General features: G+C 69.5%; 17 protein-coding genes. 10 read left to right on the top strand and 7 right to left on the bottom strand.

What is annotated here, in order from left to right:
• The first annotated feature begins 23 nt into the window (after positions 1-23).
• Genes BKA14_RS40990 through BKA14_RS40975 form a run of 4 tightly spaced genes read left to right on the top strand, consistent with a single transcriptional unit; the run spans position 24 to position 3,356 of the window.
• The gene (locus BKA14_RS40990; RefSeq protein ID WP_184956098.1) at positions 24-623 is read left to right on the top strand and encodes a sulfite oxidase-like oxidoreductase; all 600 of its coding nucleotides are present in this window, start codon (positions 24-26) and stop codon (positions 621-623) included.
• Complete coding sequence (locus BKA14_RS40985) at positions 593-1,348, top strand: ferredoxin reductase (RefSeq protein WP_184956097.1); 756 nt, start codon at positions 593-595, stop codon at positions 1,346-1,348. Before BKA14_RS40990 ends, BKA14_RS40985 begins: the two co-directional genes overlap by 31 nt.
• Positions 1,345-1,617 (top strand): DUF6510 family protein, encoded by a 273-nt coding sequence (locus BKA14_RS44765; RefSeq protein WP_239092649.1) that lies wholly within the window; start codon positions 1,345-1,347, stop codon positions 1,615-1,617. The genes BKA14_RS40985 and BKA14_RS44765 overlap by 4 nt, the downstream gene beginning before the upstream one ends.
• Positions 1,618-1,619: 2 nt before the next feature.
• A complete protein-coding gene (locus BKA14_RS40975; RefSeq protein WP_184956096.1) occupies positions 1,620-3,356 on the top strand; it encodes a UvrD-helicase domain-containing protein in 1,737 nt (578 codons plus the stop codon).
• A gap of 30 nt (positions 3,357-3,386) precedes the next feature.
• Here BKA14_RS40975 and BKA14_RS40970 read toward each other — a convergent pair whose 3' ends face one another.
• Positions 3,387-3,773 carry a hypothetical protein gene (locus BKA14_RS40970; RefSeq protein WP_184956095.1) on the bottom strand — a complete coding sequence of 129 codons (387 nt, stop codon included), beginning with the start codon at positions 3,771-3,773 and terminating at the stop codon, positions 3,387-3,389.
• Between the two features lie 219 nt (positions 3,774-3,992).
• On the opposite strand from BKA14_RS40970, the gene BKA14_RS40965 reads away from it, so the two are divergent.
• Positions 3,993-4,784 (top strand): SGNH/GDSL hydrolase family protein, encoded by a 792-nt coding sequence (locus BKA14_RS40965; protein WP_184956094.1) that lies wholly within the window; start codon positions 3,993-3,995, stop codon positions 4,782-4,784.
• Between the two features lie 110 nt (positions 4,785-4,894).
• Positions 4,895-5,185: a PLD nuclease N-terminal domain-containing protein gene (locus BKA14_RS40960; RefSeq protein ID WP_184956093.1), complete on the top strand. Its 291-nt coding sequence runs from the start codon at positions 4,895-4,897 to the stop codon at positions 5,183-5,185.
• Positions 5,186-5,273: 88 nt separating this feature from the next.
• Here the strand turns inward: BKA14_RS40960 and BKA14_RS40955 are convergent, their stop codons facing one another.
• A complete protein-coding gene (locus BKA14_RS40955) occupies positions 5,274-5,579 on the bottom strand; it encodes a MerR family transcriptional regulator (protein ID WP_184956092.1) in 306 nt (101 codons plus the stop codon).
• A gap of 619 nt (positions 5,580-6,198) precedes the next feature.
• Positions 6,199-7,812, bottom strand: a complete 1,614-nt coding sequence (locus tag BKA14_RS40950; protein WP_184956091.1) for a cellulase family glycosylhydrolase — start codon at positions 7,810-7,812, stop codon at positions 6,199-6,201.
• Between the two features lie 463 nt (positions 7,813-8,275).
• Between BKA14_RS40950 and BKA14_RS40945 the strand changes: the two genes are divergently transcribed.
• Both BKA14_RS40945 and BKA14_RS40940 read left to right on the top strand, forming a co-directional pair.
• Positions 8,276-8,506 carry a TM2 domain-containing protein gene (locus BKA14_RS40945; RefSeq protein WP_184956090.1) on the top strand — a complete coding sequence of 77 codons (231 nt, stop codon included), beginning with the start codon at positions 8,276-8,278 and terminating at the stop codon, positions 8,504-8,506.
• Positions 8,507-9,556: 1,050 nt separating this feature from the next.
• Complete coding sequence (locus BKA14_RS40940) at positions 9,557-11,764, top strand: carbohydrate-binding protein (RefSeq protein ID WP_239092650.1); 2,208 nt, start codon at positions 9,557-9,559, stop codon at positions 11,762-11,764.
• Here BKA14_RS40940 and BKA14_RS40935 read toward each other — a convergent pair.
• Positions 11,751-12,362 carry an HAD family hydrolase gene (locus BKA14_RS40935; RefSeq protein WP_221478616.1) on the bottom strand — a complete coding sequence of 204 codons (612 nt, stop codon included), beginning with the start codon at positions 12,360-12,362 and terminating at the stop codon, positions 11,751-11,753. The two genes, BKA14_RS40940 and BKA14_RS40935, sit on opposite strands and share 14 nt — an antisense overlap.
• Before the next feature lie 91 nt (positions 12,363-12,453).
• Here BKA14_RS40935 and BKA14_RS40930 point away from each other — a divergent pair, with 91 nt between their 5' ends.
• A complete protein-coding gene (locus tag BKA14_RS40930; RefSeq protein ID WP_184956088.1) occupies positions 12,454-13,584 on the top strand; it encodes an MFS transporter in 1,131 nt (376 codons plus the stop codon).
• Positions 13,585-13,606: 22 nt separating this feature from the next.
• Here BKA14_RS40930 and tuf read toward each other — a convergent pair whose 3' ends face one another.
• Both tuf and BKA14_RS40920 read right to left on the bottom strand, forming a co-directional pair.
• Entirely contained in the window at positions 13,607-14,797 is a 1,191-nt protein-coding gene (gene tuf / locus BKA14_RS40925) for an elongation factor Tu (RefSeq protein WP_184957250.1), read from the bottom strand.
• A 348-nt stretch (positions 14,798-15,145) separates the two neighbouring features.
• Entirely contained in the window at positions 15,146-15,505 is a 360-nt protein-coding gene (locus BKA14_RS40920; RefSeq protein WP_184956087.1) for a nuclear transport factor 2 family protein, read from the bottom strand.
• A gap of 88 nt (positions 15,506-15,593) precedes the next feature.
• Here BKA14_RS40920 and BKA14_RS40915 point away from each other — a divergent pair, with 88 nt between their 5' ends.
• Entirely contained in the window at positions 15,594-16,187 is a 594-nt protein-coding gene (locus BKA14_RS40915) for a TetR/AcrR family transcriptional regulator (RefSeq protein ID WP_184956086.1), read from the top strand.
• Between the two features lie 34 nt (positions 16,188-16,221).
• Here the strand turns inward: BKA14_RS40915 and BKA14_RS40910 are convergent, their stop codons facing one another.
• Positions 16,222-18,030: a serine/threonine-protein kinase gene (locus BKA14_RS40910; protein ID WP_239092651.1), complete on the bottom strand. Its 1,809-nt coding sequence runs from the start codon at positions 18,028-18,030 to the stop codon at positions 16,222-16,224.
• Between the last annotated feature and the right edge of the window lie 48 nt (positions 18,031-18,078).

The raw sequence follows: 18,078 nt of genomic DNA, 5'->3' as shown, positions 1-18,078 counted from the left end.
ATCATGCGGTTTACTTCTCAACCATGGGCATCATCTCCAGGGGATTCGGCGGCCGGCGGCGTGAGTCGGTGCCCGGCCTGCCGCCCGGTCAATATCTGACGCACGACTTCCCGGTGTTGTCGGCCGGGCCTACCCCGCGCATCCCGCTCGATCGCTGGCGCTTCACCGTCACCACCGAGACCGGCGAGAAGACGAGCTGGAACTGGACGGAGTTCCAGGCGCTGCCGGCCGAGGACGTCACGGTCGACATCCACTGCGTGACCAAGTGGTCGAAACTCGGCACGACCTGGCGCGGTGTCTCGCTCGACACCCTGCTGGAGAACGTCGAGTCGGCCGCCGACTACACGATGGTGCACAGCTTCGGCGGATACACCACGAACGTACCGATGGAAGATCTCCTCGACGGCAAGGCGTGGATCGCGTACAAGTTCGATGGTGAGGACCTCGAACCCGAGCACGGCGGCCCGGCCCGGCTCGTCGTTCCGCACCTTTATTTCTGGAAATCGGCGAAGTGGGTCAACGGCCTGCAGCTGATGAATGAGGATGAGCCCGGCTTCTGGGAGGCCGCGGGCTATCACATGTACGGAGACCCATGGCGCGAACAGCGGTATCAGGGCGACTGACCTGGCGGGCGGCCACGCTGGCCGAGGCCCGGTGGGAGACGCCGACGGCGCGCACGCTCGTGCTCGACGTGCCGGACTGGCCGGGCCACCTGCCCGGCCAGCACATCGACGTGCGGCTGACGGCCGAGGACGGGTATCGCGCGCAGCGCAGCTACTCGATCGCCTCGGCCTGGCCGCACCCCGAGGGCAGGGTCGAGCTGACGATCCAGCGGCTCGACGACGGCGAGGTGTCGCCCTACCTGACCGACGTGGTCGAGCCGGGCGAGCAGATCGAGCTGCGCGGCCCGGTGGGCGGCTGGTTCGTCTGGCGTGACAAGCAGCCGGCGCCGGTGCTGCTGGTGGCGGGCGGCTCAGGCGTGGTGCCGCTGATGGCGATGGTGCGGGCCCGGGCCACGGCGAGCGCGCGGCAACCCTTCCGGCTGCTCTATTCGGTCCGTACGCCGGAGGATGTGCTCTACGCCGACGAGCTGCGCCGACGCGTACGGGATGACGCCGGTCTGGACGTCCATTACGTCTACACCCGCAAGACTCCCGACGGATGGCCCTCGCCCCCGAAGAGGATCGACGTGGCCGCGCTGAACACGTACGGTTGGCCGCCGGACTTCGAGCCGGACTGTTACGTCTGCGGTCCCACCACGTTCGTCGAGACCGCCGCCGACATCCTGGTGGCGCTCGGTCACGACCCGCGCCGGATCCGCACCGAACGCTTCGGGGGTACGTCGTGACGAACGGGACACCGCTCGACGGCAACGCGATGGCCGGTGACCTGCGCGAGATCTTCGCCGTGGACGTGACGGCGGCGCGCTATGTGTGCGCGGGCTGCACCCACGCCGACGCGGTGGGCACGCTGCTGCTGTGGCACCAGTCCCCGGGCCTGGTGGCGCGCTGCCCGAGCTGCGGGGACGTCGTGGTCACCGTCGTGCGCGCGCCCGATCGGGTCTTCCTCGACCTACGGGGCAGCGTACGGCTCGAAGTGCCGCTCGAAGGCAGCTGACGTTGACCGCCGGGGAGGGCCCGCCCGACGACCCTTTGCTGGCCGAGATGGCCACGGCCGTCGCCGAGGCCGGGCCGGACTTCGTGGCCACCATCCGGGCCGACCAGGACGAGCTGATCCGTACGGCGCCCGAGAGCGTGCTGATCATTCAGGGCGGGCCGGGCACCGGCAAGACCGACACCGCGCTGCGCCGGGTGGCCTGGCTGCTCGGCCAGCCCGACCTGGGCCTGAGCGCGCCCGAGGTGCTGGTGGTGGGGCCGTCGTACGCCTTCGCCCAGCGCACCCGCGGCCTGCTCGACGCGTGGGGCTGCGCAGGGGTGGCGCACAGCTCGATCGAGGGGTTGCTGCCCAAGGCGTCCACCGGCCGTCCCGAGGCGCCGCACGTGACCCGGCTCAAGGGCGAGGCGCGGATGGCCGGTCTGCTCGGCCGCGCGCTCGACAAACACCGCGAGCAGCGGGCCAAAGTGCCGGCCCTGATCGCCGTACGGGGGCAGGTGGTGACCCTCGACCCGGCGACCATCCAACGCGTGATGACCACGGCCAAGGCGAGTGAGGCGACCCCGAGCGACCGGCGGCGCCTGCTGCGGGCCGCGCTGGTGTCGGGCACCCAGGACCCGCGGCTGATCCTCGAGGCCGCCGACATGCTGGCCGATCGGTTGTGGCCGGAGTTCGACGCGCCGACGTTCCTGACCGAGCTGTTCGGCTCGCGGGCGTTGCTGACCGCGGCGGCCGGCGGCGAGTTCACCGACCGTGAGATCAACGCGCTGTACCGGCTGGACGGCGAGGAGCCCCCGTTCGGCGAGGCCGACCTGCCGCTGCTGGACGAGGCCGAACATCTGTCGGGTCAGGAGCCGCAGACGTACGCCCATGTGGTGGTGGACGAGGCGCAGGACCTCTCCCCCATGCAGCTGCGGGCGATCTCGCGGCGCTCGTCCAACGGCTCGCTGACCGTGGTCGGCGACATGGCCCAGTCGACCGGGCCGTGGGCCCGCGACGACTGGCACGACGTGCTCGCGCACCTGCCCTCGGAGATGCCGCACGTGCACCGCGAGCTGCGGTTCGGCTATCGCGTGCCGCGGCAGATCTTCGAGCTGGCGGCCGAGCTGCTGCCCACCGCGGCGCCGAGCGTGCAGCCGCCCACGACCGTACGGGAAGGGCCGGCCGACCCGATGATCGCGCCGGTCGACCCCGAGAACAGGGCCGGTGTGGTGGTGGCGGCCGCGGCCGATCACGCCGCCGACGGGCGCTCGGTGGCGATCATCTGCCCGGCGCGCTGCCGCGAGGAGGTGGAGGCGCTGCTGCGGGCCGAGGAATTGCCCTGGCGTACGGCTCCCGGCGACGAACGCAGCCCGGCGATCACGCTGCTGGGGCCGCACGAGGCGAAGGGGCTGGAGTTCGACGCGGCGATCGTGGTCGAGCCCGGGTTCATTGTCGACGACGACCCGCGCGGGCATCGGCTGCTCTACACGGCGCTGACCCGGGCCACGGGCCACCTGCACCTCGTCGGCGCACCCGAGGACCTGCCGGCCGGGGAGCCTGTCGCCATCGCGGCGCCGGCGGTGGAGGAACCCCCTTCCCCCGAACCGCCGGCGCCGCCCGCTCCCCTTGATCCCCAGGTGCAAGAACAGATCGACATGGTGGCTCACGCGCTCGCTGAGACGCTGCTCGCGAACCTCACGCCGGAGTTGTGGCCGGTGGCGCTGGACCGCCTGATCGACATGATCAATCCGGACTCCTGATCGCCGGCCCTGGTACTTCAATGGCGGGCCCTAGTTACGGAAGCCGCTCCTCAGCCGCTGGGCCAGGGACACCGGCGCCGGTGGCCGGGACGACGGGGCCGGGCGCGGTGACGACGACGGGCTGGACCGGCCGACCGGGCGGTCGTAGTCGGCGGTGGCGATCGCCTCGATGATCTGGCCGTCGCCGAAATTCTCCGACTCGGGAATCGAGGGGACGAAGCCGACGAGGATGCCGTTACGCATGATCTGGGCCTCGAGACCGGCCGTGCCGTCGTTGTCCCAGATCGCCTCGCGGCCGTCGGGGAGCGTGACGCGAATGCCGTACTGCGTGATGCCCGCCTGCGGCAGCTTCACATGGGCGAAGACGTTGCGCGCTCGCAGCGTGTCGACGATCCGCCGTGCCCGTTCTTCTTCCATGTGAGGAACGTAGTCGCACGGCCTGAGGACAGCCTGAAGATCGGCTGTGGCACTCGTGTGAATCTCTTGTCACGACCAGCCATCGACGCAGGTCACATCGATGCACGTTACTACTCCGTAACGGCAAAGTCACCGTCTGTCTTTTGTTCGCGACCTGAATTACCGTTCGGTAACCGGAGCGCTCCGGCTTCCTCTCCCACCCGGACCGGAGGCCATCCCATGGGCAGACGCCTATCCCTCCTAGCCTGTCTGGTCGTCACGACCCTGTTGACGTTCACCCTGGCCGCACCCGCCCGCGCGGCCTCGTCGATCGACTACGTCGCGCTCGGCGACTCCTACTCCTCGGGAGTCGGCGCGCCCGGCCAGAGCATCCTGTGCTTCCGCAGCGCCCAGGGTTACCCGGGCCAGTGGGCGGCGCGCAACCAACCCCAATCCTTCACCGACCTCAGCTGCGGGGGCGCCGAGACCTCCGACGTACGGAACCTGCAAGTGCCGTTCCTGAGCCGGTCGGCCGACCTGATCAGCATCACGATCGGCGGCAACGACGCGGGCTTCGCCTCGACCGTGCTGGGCTGCCAGACCGGCACCGACGCCGCCTGCGCGGCCAAGGTCAATTCGGCCCGTACGGACATCACCTCCACGCTGCCGGCCAAGCTCGACGCGACGTACGCGGCCATCAAGCGCAAGGCCCCCGGCGCGCGAGTGATCGTCCTGGGCTATCCCGCGCTGTTCGACACCTCGTCGGCGTCGTGCGGCATCATCGGGATGAGCCTGGCCAAACGGCGCTCGCTCAACGAGGGCGCCCAGGTGCTCAACGAGGTGATCGCGGCCCGGGCCGCAGCGGCCGGTCTCACGTTCTCCGACGTACGCGACGAGTTCGCCGGCCACGGCATCTGCTCGGCGAACCCCTACCTGCACGGCCTCACCGTGGTGCCGCCGCAGAACTCCTTCCACCCCAACCTCGCCGGCTACACGAACGGCTATTTGCCCGCCCTGGTCAGCGCGCTGTAGCCACCGTCAGAGTTCCTCCCGGGCGGGTGCGCCTCCGCTGGATGCGCACCTCCCTAAACGCACCCGTCCGGGACCGCTGGATCACGCCGACGACCAGGATCGTCTTCGTCATGGCTCAGGTAATCGCTCTGCTGTTGATGCTCGACGTCGCGCTGGTGCTCATCGCCCTGGTCGACTGCCTCCGCGCCGACGAGAGCGCCATCCGCACCGCACCTTGGGCGGCGTGGATGTTCGCCATCCTGCTGATCTCCCCGATCGGGGCGATCGCGTGGTTCGTCAAGGGCCGCCCGGTCACCGCCGTCCCCCTGCGGGCACGCCCGGTGTTCGTGGCCCCCGACGACAACCCCGCGTTCCTGAAGTCCCTGACCACCGCCATCCGCGAGCGCGACCTGGACGCCTGACCGTCAGCCCCCGCCACCCTCATTGGCGCCCTGACCCCCGGCGGCCACACCCCGCCGGGGGGGGGGTTCGTGGCCGACGGCCTTCGCCCTACTCGCCGCCCTGAAGTTTGCGGTTGAGCTCGAGAGCCTCCTCGAGCTGGTCCTCGAGGATGATGATCCGGCAGGCGGACTCGAGCGCGGTGCCCTGGTCGACCATCTCCCGGGCCCGTACGGCGAGTCGCAGCTGATAGCGGGAGTATCGGCGGTGGCCGCCGGCCGAGCGGAACGGGGTGAACAGTTTGGCCTCGTCGAGGCGGCGCAGAAAATCCTGCGAGGCGCCCACGATCTCCGCGGCGCGGCCCATGGTGTAGGCGGGATAGTCGTCGTCGCCGAGCATGTCCTCGGACTGGGCCATACATTTCTCCATGACGAGGGCCCCGGCGCTGACGCGCCGGGGCCCGGGATTACAGGTTGAAACCACCATCTACCGGCAGGTTCGCCGGGTTCTCTTTTCCGCACCGCATCGCTATGGGCGATATGGGGTGCGAGGATCGCATAAGCGTGACCGGAGACCACCTCTCATTCGATGGGACTACGGTGTCCACCGCGCGACTCGGACAACGTCCTGGCGGCGGGCGATCCAACGGTGTTCAGCCCTCCCTTTCCTCTGTTTCTCTTCACTTGACTGCCGGTGCCGGAGCCCACGCGACTTCATGGCCCCCGCACCCTGTTGCTTCAGGCTGAGCCCCGAACCTGCATCGGCCCCGCCTGCGGTTGCCCTGACCTGGAATGACGTCAAGGTCTTGTCGTGCTCTTCCTCGGGTCTTGCCTTCCTTGCTCGTACTTACCTTGCTCGCGGTGAGGCTTCCACCGCGGCGGCCGGGCGAGCCACGGAGTGATCCGGGCCCTGCTTGACGCTCGGTCCGCTTATCGGCGTTTTATCCCGATATCTGCATTAACGGAGGCAACGTTACCTGCCCCCACCGAGAAAGTCTAGGTTCTGGACACCAGATTTTCTCGGTGGGGTGACGAGGTCAGTTGCAGGTGACGCCGTTGAGCCGGAAGCCCGTCGGGGCGGCGGCGTTGCCCGTGTGGTTGGCCTGGTAGCCGATGCTCGTCGAGGCACCCGGCGCCAGCGTGCCGTTGTAGCTGACGTTGGTCGCGGTCACCGTGCCGCTGGACGGCGCGTAGGCGGCGTTCCACCCGCCGACGATGGTCTGCCCGGCGGCCAGGGTGAAGGCCAACGACCAGCCGTTGACGGCGGCGGTGCCCGTGTTGGTGATCGTGATGGAGTTGGTCAGGCCGGAGTTCCAGGCGCTGACCGTGCTGCTGATCCGGCAGGCCCCGTTACCCGCAGGCGGGGTGGTGGCGGGCGGGGTGGTCGCCGGGGGTGTGGTGGGCGGCGGAGTCGTCGCCGGGGGTGTGGTCGCGGGCGGCGTGGTGGGTGGGGTGCCACCGACGGCGCCCATGATGGCGTCGATGATGCCCTGCTGGGTCACCGTGGCGGAGCTGCGGTTGAACAGGCCGAAACCGTGCTGCCCGTTCCAGCCGTTGTCCCAGTAGGCGGTGGCCGCGCCGTACTTCTTGGCCGTGGCGACCAGGGTGCGCGCGTAATCCGCACGGTAGCGGTTGTTCGTGGAGTCGTACGTCGTCTTGTCGATCGAGCCGTACTCACCGACGAACACCGGATAGCCGCGCGAAACGAACTTGTCGTACACCTTCTTCAACTGGCCGTCCATGAAGTCTTCCTGACCCCACGTCGACTTCTTGGCCGGGTTGGTCGCGCCCGGCCCCCACTGCGTGATGGTGCCGTCCTCCTGACCCGCGAAGTCCCACGGGTCGTAGTAGTGGACGGAGATCATGATCCGCTGCTCGTTGGCGGGGATGGTGGACGACCTGTACTGGTCGGTCGGGAGCACGAAGCCGCTGCCCACCGTGTGGTCGATGTTCGTGTTCCAGCCGGGCGTCAGCAGCCAGCGCGCCGCGTTGTTGCCACCGGTCCGCCGTACGGTGTCCACAAAGATCTGGTTGTACGCGTTGATGTTCGAGTAGCACGGCTGAGTCGGGTTGCCGTACTGGCCGTCGAAGTTCTCGTTCATCGACTCGAAGATCAGATGGTCGTTGTAGCTCTGGAACTTGGTCGCCACCTGCTGCCAGACCTTCTGATACTTGTCCCTGATCGTGGTCTGGTCGGCCGCGTCGCAGATGAGCCACGACCCCGTGACGGTCTTGTAGCCGTCACCGTGCATGTTGATCAGCACGTACAGCCCGCGGCTGTGGGCGTAGTCGACGACCTCCTGGATCCGGTTCAGCCAGGCCGCGTTCACCGTGTAGTTCGGGCCGGCCCCGATGTTGCCGAGATACGAGACCGGAATCCGGATCGTCTTGAAACCCGACGCGCGCACCCGGTCGATGAGCGCCTGGGTCACCACCGGGTTGCCCCAGGCCGTCTCGCCGGGGATGCCGTTGTTGTTGGCCTCCAGCGAGTTGCCCAGGTTCCAGCCGGCACCCATGTCGGCCACCAGCTGCGACGCGTTCAACTGGGCCACTGCGTCCGCCGAGGCGGACCTGGTCACGCCGTACGTGCCGGCGAAGGCCACGGTCGCGGCGAGGAACGCGAGCCCGGCCTTCCTCAATCTCGATGACATGGTCACCCTCTCGTCAATCCCAGGCGCTGCCGCCGTCGGACAAACCGTCATCCCCGCCCAGCGCCACCTCCCATCCGCTGGGAGCGCTCCCATCATCGCAAGCCATCGATGTCTTGTCACGTTCTCGAAATATTCGCGCCGTCCCCGGCCGGTCGCTCAAACCTCAGCGGGTGACCACACCCCCGCCGCTGGACACTCCCCAGCACACGGCCATCTGCGCCCATTGGCGACCCCGAGCGCACGGCCATCTCCCACCGCCGGCCAATTCCTGCGCGCCTGGCTGACTCGGCCGTCGAGGCGGTGCTGCTGTGACCGTCTCCCGCGCCGACCGGTTCCTCAGCACGACGATGCATCACCCATCGGTGAGGGCCTCAAACCGCGGCTGACCTGCCGTTGTGGACAGACAGCGGCGTTCGCTATGGTGCGGCAGCTTTTCAAGCCGACCCTCAGAACGGACATAGATATGACTGCCACGACCACTGCTGCGACCGGCCAGAAGTCCTGGGTTGTCGCCCTGCTGCTCAGCTTCTTCCTCGGCGTGATCGGCGCCCACCGCTTCTACGTCGGAAAGATCGGGACCGGCCTGCTCATGCTGGTCACCCTGGGCGGCTTCGGCGTCTGGGCGCTTATCGACTTCATCATGATCATCATCGGCAAGTTCTCCGACAAGCAGGGCCTCGCTCTCGCCCGCTGACCACACGGCTCAACCGCGCCCGGGTCCGCCCCACGGGGCGAGCCCGGACGCGCCGCAAATACGGCAGCCCGCAACACCGCACGCCAACCGGCGTGGGCACGAACTGCGAGACGCCGACGCAACGGCCAACCGCGAACACCGACACGGCGCTCGGCACGAGCTTCGAGGCCCGCCGCAACGTGCACCATTCGGACGCCGACCCGGGCGCGTGGCACGAGCTACGCACAACACCGATCACCGACACGGCGCAGGGCACCAGCTACGCGCGATACGGAACGCCGGCACAGCGCGGCATGAGTTCCAAGGCCCAACGCCGGCACAGCGCGCGGAACGAACTACGCGATGCCGACGTGAGGCCCCACACCGAACACCGACACAGCGCGCGCTTCGAGGTCCTCGGCGCGATGCGCAAACACCCGGACGCCGACACACGGCGCGGGTTAGAGCTACATGCAATATCGAATATCGACGTGCGCAGGCGGGCCACCGGACGCCGTCACAGGGTGAGCACCAGGGTGCAGTTGGGGCGCAACACCCGACCTGCAGCGTCAGCATAGGGCGAAGCGCAGGAGTAGAGCCTGTTCGACGACGGCCTCCCGGGCGCGGCAAGAGACGCAGGCACCGGCGAGGAAACGGGCGTGCACGAGAGGCGCAGGCCCAGGCGTAGACGAGAGGCGCAGCCCCAGGGCAAGGACACCGGCGTGCACGAGAAGCACAGGCCCAGGCGACGACACCGGCGTGCACGAGAGGCGCAGCCGCAGGCAAGGGTGCAGGCGCAAGCGTAGGCGAGAGACGCGGACGCAGCCGCGGCGAGACCCGCGGACGCCGGCGGGCGCAGGACGCGGTGGCTGCGCGGTCAACTTCGGGGATGTCCGCGCAAGGAGTCCGAGGATGTCCGCCTCGATAGTCCACGGTGGCCGGACGGGCCGCTCGCGAGGGAGGGAGGGAGGGAGGGAGGGAGGGAGCGTTTCGACGGCGTTGCGTGTTAGTTAAAGGTATCAATAAACTCTCCTGGCAGATAGCGATTGATCTATCTCTGGGGGAGACCTGGTGAAGCGATCCATGACCGCGGCGCTGGCCGTGGCGTCGACGGCGATAACCCTGCTGGCCGGGCAGCCCGCAACGGCGGCCGGAACTCAGCGGGGCGACGGCCCGGCGGCCGGCGCAGCCAAGCCGCGGGTGACCGGCAGCTACTCGACCGGCGCGGCTGACGCCTGGGCCCCGCTGCCCACCACCCCGCGCGGCGCGCAACCCGATGCCACGGTGGTGGTCGACCCGTCTCAGCAGCGGCAGCATTACAGCGGCATCGGGTTCTCGATCGACGAGACCAGCGTCTCCAACCTGTGGAAGCTGACCCCGGCCGAGCGTGAGAGGGCCGTCAAGCTCCTGGTCGACCCCAGGGAGGGGGCCGGGTTCGACCGGTTCCGGCTGACCATCGGCAGCCCCGACCTGATCGAGCATCTGCCTTTCTGGTCGTACGACGAGTTGCCGCCGGGGGTGACCGAGGACTTCGAGCTCAAGTACTTCTCGATCCAGCGCGACATCGACCTGCACATGGTCGACACGATCAAGCTGATCCAGAAGTACAACCCGCAGGCCACGTTCTTCGCGTCGGCCTGGAGCGCGCCGGCCTGGATGAAGACCAACAACCGGTTCACCGGTGAGGTGGCGCTCAAGCCGGGCAGCACGACCGAGCATTACCAGGTCGGCCGGCTGCGGGACGACTGCATCGACGTGTTCGCGCGCTATTACGTCAAGTACATCCAGTCAATGCGTCAACATGGAATCACCATTGACGCGATCACGATGCTCAACGAGCCGGGCATGGACGTCGTCTACCCGGCCATGGACATCAGCGTCGAGCAGCAGCAGAAGCTGGCCGTCGCGATCAAGCGTGAGTTCCGCCGGTCCCACGTGAAAGCCCAGCTCTACGTGCACGACTTCAACTTCTGGGACTGGCGCGACCCGAACAGCACGGCCACCAAGAACTACTACCGGATCTTCAACGACCCGAAGACCCGGCAGGCGGCTGACGCGATCGCGTTCCACCCGTACTGGGGTGACCCGGCAGTCATGCGCGACGCTTATCAACAGTTCGGCAAGCCTGTGCACATGACCGAGACGAGCGACCTCAACCCGGCCACGGTGCTCAGCTACTTCCGGCTGAACGCAAGCAGCTACACCCTGTGGGCGCAGGCCACCGACCAGACCGGCGGCACACTGCACTGGACCGACAAGCGCGACAACAACGTCGACTGGGAGGAGGTCGGCCGCACCACCAAGTGGCCCGATCGCCTCGTCAAGGTCAACACCGAGACCCGGACCTTCTCCGTACGGGATGAGCTCTACCCACTCGGCCAGTTCGCCCGCTACCTGAGCCCGCGCGACGTCCGCGTCGAGTCGAGCGCCCCCGCCGCGGGCGTGAGCAACGTCGTCTACCGCGACGGCGACCGGTTCACGGCGATCCTGGCCAACTCCGGGGCCCAGAAGGTCGTCCGTATCGTCCTGGGCGACGAAACGCAGCTGGTCACTGTGCCCGCCAACGCGTACGCCACCTATCAGTGGAGGGCCGACCCGCCCCGCCGCGACCATGCCCCGATCCTGCGCGAGGTCCCGCCGCTGACAGTCGACCAGTACGCCACCACCCTGTTCCGCCTGTCGGCCACCGACCGTGATCGCGACCGCCTGGCCTACTACGCCACCGACTTGTCCACAGGTGTGTCGGTGGACGCGTCCACAGGTGTGGTCACGCTCAAGCCAACCACCGCGGGAGCCCAGCGGCTCACTTTCCACGTCACCGACGGAGCGGCCCGCGACACGGTGACGGTCGAGGTCACCGTGAAGCCGAAGGGCGCTCCGGTGGGTGTACGGGTGGAAGCCGAGTCGTACGCCGCGCAGAACGGCTGGACCGAGGGCGGCGCCAGCTTCGTCGAGAGCAACGCGGGGGCCAGCGGGGGCAAGAACGTCGGCTGGACCGCCCCGGGCAACTGGCTGAGCTACCGCGTCGACGTCGCCCGGGCCGGGACGTACGACCTGGAGCTGCGCGTCGCCAACGGCACGGGCGCGGTGGCCACCGACGCGATCTCGTTCCGCGACGCCGCGGGCGCCAAGCTGGCCACGGTCTCGGTGCCGGACACGGGTGGGTGGGCCGCCTACCAGTCGGTGCACGTGCCGGTGACCCTGGCCGCCGGGGACCAGCTGCTCACCGTCCATTGCGAGACCGGTGGCTTCAACCTGGACTACCTCACGCTGAGCTGACGCCCGACGGGTGCCGCTGCCACGGTGGCGGCACCCGTACGGCTGCCATCCCGGCCGCCGCGGCCGCTTGCACCCCGAAATCGGTGTCCTCGAAGACCAGGCAGCGCCCGGGAGAAACGCCCAGCAGGCGCGCCGCGGCCAGGAAGCACTCCGGGTCGGGCTTGCCGTTCAGGTAATCGCCCGCGCACACCATGACGTCGAACCGGTCGAGCAGGCCCAGCGCGTTCAGCGACGCCGTCACCGATTCCCGGCTGCTGCCCGAGACGACGGCGAACGGCAATGTCCCGTACGAGGAAAGAATGTGCTCGAGAACCTCGGGGACCGCTCGCACGTCGGGCAGCAACTGCTGGAAGACCTGCTCGCGGCGCTCGTCGACCAGGTCGACCGGCATGGCCAGGCCCTGCTGCTCGTTCAGGTCCTCGATCACCGAGACCGGGGTGCGGCCGCCCCACGCGTAGAACAATTCCTCGGGGAACGTCGCGCCGTATTCGGCCAGCGCCCGCTGCCAGGCCAGATAGTGAATCGGCATCGAATCGGCGATGGTGCCGTCACAGTCGAACAGGTACGCGTCGAACTCGCCCTCGGGCAGCGGCAACATCACGCGGCAACTGTAGATCCCGCGCCGGTCCGGATCGGGGTCTCGCCGTTCGTCGGAGACATGTATTACGTCTTCGGACCGGGAGGCCCGCGTGATCGACACCCGACTGGACCGCCGATGGGCCGTCACCGCCGTTTTCTTCCTCAACGGCCTGACGCTGTCCACCTACATCGTGCGCGCCCCTTCGTTCAAAAGCACCCATGCCCTGAGCGACGCCCTGTTCGGCTTGTCCGGGCTGTTGTTCGCCCTGGCCGCGCTGGTCTGCATGCAAGCAGTCGGGCCGCTGGCCGCCAGGATCGGCACCCGTACGATCCTCGCCTGCGCACTCGCGGTCATGCCTCTGCTGCTGGCCGGCCTGGCCGTCGCGCCCGGCCCGCGCTGGTACCTGGCCGGGGCGGCCGTGCTCGGCGGCGTGCACGGCGCCACCGACGCGGCGATGAACGCGAGCGCGGTGGCAGTCGAACGCGCGGCGGGTCGCCCGATCCTCAACGGCTGCCACGCGGCCTGGAGCATCAGCGCGGTCATCGCGTCGCTGTCCACAGCCGCGCTGGCCCACGCCGGCGTCTCCCTGACAGTGCACCTGATCACGGCCGCTGCCGTCCTGCTGCTCGCGGGAATGATCACCGCACGCCGGCTGCCGGACAGCGGCCGCTCCGAGACCTCCGCGCCGGCGCGAGCGGGCTGGAGCCGTCCGCTGGTCCTGCTCGGTCTGACCGCGACCGCGCTGATGATCTGCGAGGGGGCCGCGCTCGGCTGGGGCGGCATCTTCCTGCACGAGGAACGCGGCGCGTCGCTGAGCCTGGCCGCCGTGGGGATCACGGCCTACACCGGCGCGCAGGCCTTGGGCCGGCTGGCCGGGGACCGGTTCACCGATCGCAACCGGCTGTTCCGGGTCGGGGCGGCCATCGCCACCTGCGGGTTCACGATCGGGGTCCTGGCGCCGCACCCCGGGGTGGCCGTGGCGGGGTTCGCACTGGCGGGGCTCGGTTCCTCGGTGCTGGTGCCGCTGACGTTCAGCGCCGTCGGGCGGCTGCCCGGCGCCTCGGCCGCAGCCCTGGTCTCCCGGCTGACCACGTTCACGTACAGCGGGATTCTGCTCGGCCCGGCCCTGATCGGCGGGGTCGCCGACCGGATCGGCCTCGCTCCCACCATGACCGTGGTGATTCCGCTGATGCTGCTCGCACTGCTTCTCTTCCCGACGCAGAGGGGCGGCCGGCCGTGAAGCCGGCCGCCCCTCGATCATCTCAGTCGAGCAGCGCCGTGACGGTGCCCGCGGCCACCGTCCGGTTCCCCTCCCGTACGGCGAAACCGACGCCCACCTCGAGCGCGACCGGCTTGCCGAGCGTCACCGTGACCTTGTCCAGCGTGTCGCCCGGCATGACCAGGTCGACGTCACCGAGGTCCATACCGCCGGACACGTCGGTGGTGTGGAAGTAGAACTGCGGCCGGTAGTTCGCCTCGAACGGAGTGTGCCGGCCACCCTCCTCCTTGGTCAGGGCGTACATCCGCGCCTCGAACTTCTGGTGCGGGGTCACGGAACCCGGGATCGCCACCACCTGACCGCGCTCCACCTGCTCGCGCTTGATGCCACGGAGCAGGATCGCCGCGTTGTCACCGGCCTCGGCGGTCTCGAGCGACTTGCCGAACGTCTCCAGCCCGGTCGCCACCGTCGCGATGGTCGGCCCGAGCCCGACAACCTCGACCGGCTCGCCGACGCGCAGCGTGCCCCGCTCGACCTTGCCCGTGACCACGGTGCCGCGGCCGCTGATGGTGAGCACGTTCTCGATCGGCATCAGGAACGGCTCCCCCAGCTCACGGGGCGGAATCGGCACGTACTCGTCGACCGCGTCGAGCAGGTCCACGATGGACTTCACCCACCGCGGGTCGCCCTCCAGGGCCTTGAGCGCGCTGACCCGCACGACGGGCACCTCGTCACCGGGGAACCCGTACTCGCTCAGCAGCTCGCGGACCTCGAGCTCGACCAGGTCGAGCAGCTCCGGGTCGTCCACGGCGTCGCTCTTGTTGAGCGCCACCACCAGGTGCGGCACACCGACCCGCTGGGCCAGCAGCACGTGCTCGCGGGTCTGCGGCATCGAGCCGTCCTGCGCGCTCACCACGAGGATCGCCCCGTCGACCTGAGCCGCGCCCGTGATCATGTTCTTCACGTAGTCGGCGTGGCCCGGCATGTCGACGTGCGCGTAGTGCCGGTTGGGCGTCTCGTACTCGACGTGCGCGATGGTGATGGTGATGCCGCGGGCGGCCTCCTCCGGGGCCTTGTCGATGCCCTCGAACGCCACGTACCGGTTGGAGGCCGGGTCGCGGTCGGCGAGGACCTTCGTGATGGCGGCGGTGAGGGTCGTCTTCCCGTGGTCGACGTGCCCCATCGTGCCGATGTTGACGTGCGGCTTCGTACGAACGAACTGGCTCTTGGCCATGATCTTCTCAGTCCTCACTGGATGTAAGGGCAATGTGGGTTGCGCGCCTGTTGCCAAGCAGGGACGCGCCAGAACCGCGCAGGGTCCGACCACCCTCCCCCTACGGTTCTGCTGCTGGTGGGGAAGGGTCAGATTCGCGTATCGGCGCCGCTGAGCGAGAACACGCACACGGGAGCCGCCGCGAGGGGCAGCTGCAGACCGAGTGCGAACATGTGGATCACGATAGGCCGAAACACAGAACCCCGCGAATGTATTTCCGCCCGCGTGAAGGACCGATGCCGAGCTTCCCGGACGTCTCTGATCTCCGTGACTGCGGCCTGTGCGCCGTCGCGGAGCGCTGACCGGGTCTCAGACGGCCGGGCGCAGGCCGGCGGTGTCGAAGGCGACCAGCGAATCGACGACCAGCCCGTCGCGCAGACGCATGCGGTCGATGCCCTCCCAGGTGATCGGGTTTCCGGCCGCGGTGGCCGTGCCGCGCCAGCTCACGAAGCAGAGGTCGTCCGCGGTGGCGTGCGCGGTGACGGTGAGCCGGACGTCGGGGAAGCGCTGCACGATCGACGCCACCCGCGCACGCCAGGCCTCGACGCCGCGCAGTGGCTCCGGCAGGCCGGGATAGCGCAGCTCGATGTCGGTCGCGGCGAGGTCGCCCACCCGGGCCGGGTCGGGCGCGGCCCAGAACGCGGCCCATCGATCGACGAAATCAGCCATGGCGACCTCCATTTACATACTTTGAGTACGTACCTTTGGTATGTATCATTGAGGCGTCCCGATTGCCGTGTCAAGACGAGGAAGTCCCTTGCCTTCGCGCCGCACCCAGGCCGAACGATCCGCCGGCACCACCGCCGAGCTGCTCACCCGCGCGACCGCCGCGTTCGGGTCGGCCGGCTTCGACCGCGTCAAGCTCGACGCCGTGGCCGAGGCCGCGGGCCTGACCAAGGGGGCGGTCTACCACCATTTCGGCGGCAAGCACGAACTGTTCCTCGCCGTCTACGCCGCCGCCCACGAGCGGATCGCCGCCCGTACGGTGGCCGCCGTCACCACCGCCGGTGATGCCTGGGGAAAGCTCGAAGCCGGCGTGGCCGAGTTCCTGACCGCGGTCGCCGAGCCCGAGCTGCAACGCATCGTCGTCGTCGACGGCCCGCGGGTGCTCGACCGGGCGACCATCCGCGACGTCGAGGATCGGCACACCGCGGGCCTGCTGCGCTCCGCGTTCACGCGCCTTCGCGAAGCGGGCGAACTCAGCGCGGGCGACGACGACCTGCGCACCAGGCTCGTGCTGGGTGCCGTCTGCGAGGCGGCGGCAACGATCGCCGAGTCGGCAACGCCGGAACAGACCCTCGCGGCGGCCCGTACCGACGTGGGCCGCCTCCTGAGCGGCCTGCGGGCCTGACGAAGCCCCGGGTAGCGCCGGCCGGCCCGCGGATTTACCAGGTGAAGCTCTCACCGCGGGACTCGCCGGTCAGGGTGCGGCCCTCGCGCATGTAGCTGAACGAGACGACCACCGCGTAGCTGCGGCCCCGTGCGGGTTTGACCGCGGCGGGGCCACAGCTGCGGGTGGCAATGCGCTCGCCGGAGAAGTCGAGGTTGTCGCAGGTCTTCGGGGTGCCCACGGTGCGGCCGGTGCGGCTTTCCCGCAGGACGATGGTGATGCGACCGCGCGCGCCCGCGGCGCCGGTGAGCGAGGCTTGGTAGCGGACGTCGCGACCGGTCATGCGGCACGGCTTGGCGACGACGCCGGTCCTGGTCGACCAGTCCACCGCCACGCCCGTGCTGCATTCCCAGGGGCCGTACGGCTTGGCCTCGGGCTGCGGCGATCGGGTCGGCGTCCGCTTCGCGGCGGGCCGCGCGGCGGGCTTTCCCCGTACGGCGGAAGGAGCCGCCGGCGAGGCCCTCGGGGTGACCACCGGTGGCGGGAGCGGACGGGAATGGCCGGTCAGGGTGCGACTGGACGTGGGCGTGGCCGCGCGGGGCTGAGCCACCGTCGGGACGGAACGGGACGAGGGCGCCTGCGACAGGGGCGCGATGACCACGGCGGGCACGGCCAGGTCGCGGCGTTCGTCGTCGGCTCGGCCCATGTGCCAGGCCGTGGTGGCGACGGCGGAGGCGACCATCGCGGCCGCGATCAAAGACATGGTGGCCCCGGGACGGGCCCAGCGCCAGCTCGGGACGGCGTTGCGGCGCGACGGGGACGGCCGGCGCGGAGCGGGGATCGAGGCGGGGTGCGGCGGCAGCAGGGGCTCGGACCGTACGGGGTCGATGGCTGGTTGCAGGATCGGCGCGGGGCGGCGGGACGGCCCGTCATACAGCGAGTCCAGCGACGGCGCGGGCATGGCGGGCACGTCAGCGAAGCGGCGGGCGGCGTCGGAGAGGTCGGCCACCAGTTCGGCGGCGCTGGGACGGAGCCGGGGTTTCTGCTCCATGCACGCCATGATCACGTCCCAGATCGGGCCGGGGATGCCGGGGCGGCGTACGGGATTGCCTTCGAGGTGGCGGCGCATCAGGTCGGGGATCGAGTCGCTGAGGTACGGCGGATGGCCGTTGACCAGCTCGTAGAGGAGCACGCCGAGCGCGTACACGTCGGTGGCGGGGTTGGCCGTGGCGCCGTGGAACGCCTCGGGCGACATGTAGTGCGGAGTGCCGACGACCGCGTTGGGCGTGGTCATGCTGGGCGTGTTGAGGATCCGGGCCACGCCGAAGTCGGTCAGCCGGGTGTCGGGGCGGCCGTTCTCGACGGCCAGCAGGATGTTGTCCGGCTTGAGGTCGCGGTGCACCACGCCCAGGTCGTGCGCCTCGGCCAGCGCCGCCGCGACCTGCGCGGTGAGCCGGGCCGCCTCGCCCGGCGGCACGGTGTGCTGCTCGCGCAGCAGGTCGCGCAGGTTGCCCCCGCTGACCAGATCCATCACCAGGCCGAGGGTTTCGCCCACGCTGAACAGGTCGCGCACCCGTACGACGTTGCGGTGTCGCAGCATGCGCAGGATCGTGCGCTCCTGCACGAACCGGGTGACCAGCTTGGGCTGCCGCAGCAGGCTCTCGTGCAGCAGCTTCACCGCCACCGGCGTGCCGGAGGTCTGGTCCAGCGCCTCCCACACCGTGCCGGTCGCGCCCTGCCCGATGGGGCGTTGGAGCACGTACGAGCTGCCGACGCACCGCCCGCTCAGGTCCATGGTCGACGTGCCGTACGTGTCGGCGCGTACTCCGGCGCTCGACCGATCCGACGTGCGATCCTGGGTCACTCGAAGGTCCTTCCGAAGCGGACAGTGCCCCGGAATATTGCTTTTTGT

Source organism: Paractinoplanes abujensis (assembly GCF_014204895.1).
GTDB lineage: Bacteria > Actinomycetota > Actinomycetes > Mycobacteriales > Micromonosporaceae > Actinoplanes > Actinoplanes abujensis.
This window is presented reverse-complemented; position numbering and strand designations above follow the sequence as displayed.